General features: G+C 62.9%; 4 protein-coding genes. 3 read left to right on the plus strand and 1 reads right to left on the minus strand.

Going from position 1 to position 1,943, the window contains the following annotated elements; translation table 11 throughout:
* Both tsaA and VBE63_RS28310 read left to right on the plus strand, forming a co-directional pair.
* Positions 1-518 (plus strand): tRNA (N6-threonylcarbamoyladenosine(37)-N6)-methyltransferase TrmO (gene tsaA, locus VBE63_RS28305; RefSeq protein WP_323686319.1); only part of this gene is annotated, 518 nt, incomplete at its 5' end.
* A 5-nt stretch (positions 519-523) separates the two neighbouring features.
* Complete coding sequence (locus VBE63_RS28310) at positions 524-1,216, plus strand: hypothetical protein (RefSeq protein ID WP_323686320.1); 693 nt, start codon at positions 524-526, stop codon at positions 1,214-1,216.
* Here the strand turns inward: VBE63_RS28310 and VBE63_RS28315 are convergent.
* Positions 1,197-1,433, minus strand: a complete 237-nt coding sequence (locus VBE63_RS28315; RefSeq protein ID WP_323686321.1) for a hypothetical protein — start codon at positions 1,431-1,433, stop codon at positions 1,197-1,199. The genes VBE63_RS28310 and VBE63_RS28315 overlap by 20 nt on opposite strands.
* 187 nt (positions 1,434-1,620) lie before the next feature.
* Between VBE63_RS28315 and VBE63_RS28320 the strand changes: the two genes are divergently transcribed.
* Positions 1,621-1,943 (plus strand): redoxin domain-containing protein (locus VBE63_RS28320; protein WP_323686322.1); only part of this gene is annotated, 323 nt, incomplete at its 3' end.

Below are 1,943 nucleotides of genomic sequence, written 5' to 3' on the forward strand. Positions count from 1 at the left end.
GCTTGTTCGACAACAGCGCGCAAGCGTGGCGTCAAAGGAGCCTCATGATGACCCAGCAGCAAGCCAGACGCCCAGGCGAGATCGCCGTTGAGCCACTCCAAACGTCGGATGCATCGCTCCAGTACATCGGGCGCATCCATACCCCGTGGCAGCAACGCGAGGACTGTCCGCGCCAGGGTGACTTGGACGGTCCGGAATGTCAGATTGAGGTCTTCCCGCCCTGGGATCAGGCCCTGGCCGGACTCGAGCCGCAATGCTTCCTGGAGGTGCTCTATTGGCTCCACCACTCCCGGCGCGACCTGGTTCTACAATGCCCGAAGGGACGCGAGCAGCCCGTCGGCACCTTTGCGCTGCGCTCGCCGGTACGGCCGAATCCGATTGGCAGCAGCATTGTCGAGCTGATTGGCATCGAAGGCCAGGTACTGCGGGTGCACGGCTTGGATTGCCTGGATGGCACGCCGTTGCTGGACCTCAAGCCGGCCCGCTCGGCGTTTATGAGAACCCACTCAGGAGCCTGACGACCATGGTGCCAACCGATCGTCGTTCCGACCGCCTGTTATTCGCCGGGCTTTGGCTAGCGCTGCTGGCCTACATGCTGCTATTCGCGCCTCCGCCACCCGCGGACCTGCTCGGCCAACTCCGCGACCTCGCTCTGGCACGCCTGTCATCCGTCGATCCAATCGCGATCGCCGTGTTCAACCTGCTCGGGGTCTTGCCGGTCGCCTTCCTCGCCATCCTGCTGTTCGACACCGGCAAGCTCAACCCTTGGCCCTTCGCGCTCGGCAGTTTCGTCCTCGGTGGTTTCGTCTTGATGCCCTATCTGGCGATACGCGACACCCGCGCGCCCCTGCAGCCGGCACCCTGCGCCTTTGTGCGCGCGGTTGGCTCGCGGATCACTGGCGCGATCTTGCTGCTGGCTGCCTTGGGGCTGATGGGCTTTGCAGTCTTGGCTGGAGACCTGAGCGCCTTCGCCGCCCAGCTTCAGGACTCGGCCTTCATCGCCGTGATGAGTGCCGATCTCCTGGTCTTGACCACCGCGCTGCATCGCTGTGTGGTGATGGATCGACAGCGCCGCGGGCTACGCCTGAGCGGCTGGTCCGCTCCAGCGGTGCATCTGCCATTGCTGGGTCCGTTGCTTTATCTCGCTCTGCGCAAGCGGGAAAAGCGGGACGACCTCATGATGAAGCCGCGCGATGCTACAGGATCGGCTCGCTGAACGAGCGCAGGTGATAGCGAAGGCGGATCTGGCCATCCTCAGTGCGCGTGGCACTGAGCGGATAGCCTGAGTTGTCGAGGATGCTGGTCACCAGCGCGGCAACCAGTTCTTCTGGCGGGGTGTCGCGATGCCGCTGCTGCAGGCGTTCGCGCACATGCTCGAGCAAGGACGGATCGATCTCAAGGGTCAGGGTCTCAGTCGGCGAGGATGCGTTCATGGCAGCAATCCGTCAGAGAGGAGGCGTTGTCGACCAGCATAAGGCGCTGCCTATCGATTGAGAAAACACAATAGGCCAGCCCCATCACACCCATCCAATCAAACGATTTCACGCGAGCGCTCGCGGCGCCTAACCTGGTGTCAACCTCGAACGAGGGCACTGACACTCACCGATAGGAGCTGTACCCATGACCACCGACATCCAGACCACCCCTTCCATGCCCCGCCTGAACGAGCCGGCCCCGGCCTTCGATGCCCCGACCACCCATGGCCGCAAGACCCTCGAGGACTACCGTGGCCAATGGCTGGTGTTGTTCTCGCATCCGGCTGATTTCACGCCGGTCTGCACCACGGAGTTTATTGCCTTCGCCAAACGCCATGCCGATTTCAAGGCGCTTGGCTGTGAGTTGCTGGGACTCTCGATCGACAGCAACTTCTCGCACATCGCCTGGGAGCGCAACATCAAGGAGACGTTCGGTGTCGAGATCGGCTTCCCGATCATCGCCGATCT

The organism is Lamprobacter sp. (assembly GCF_034860625.1).
Classification (GTDB): Bacteria; Pseudomonadota; Gammaproteobacteria; order Chromatiales; family Chromatiaceae; genus Lamprobacter.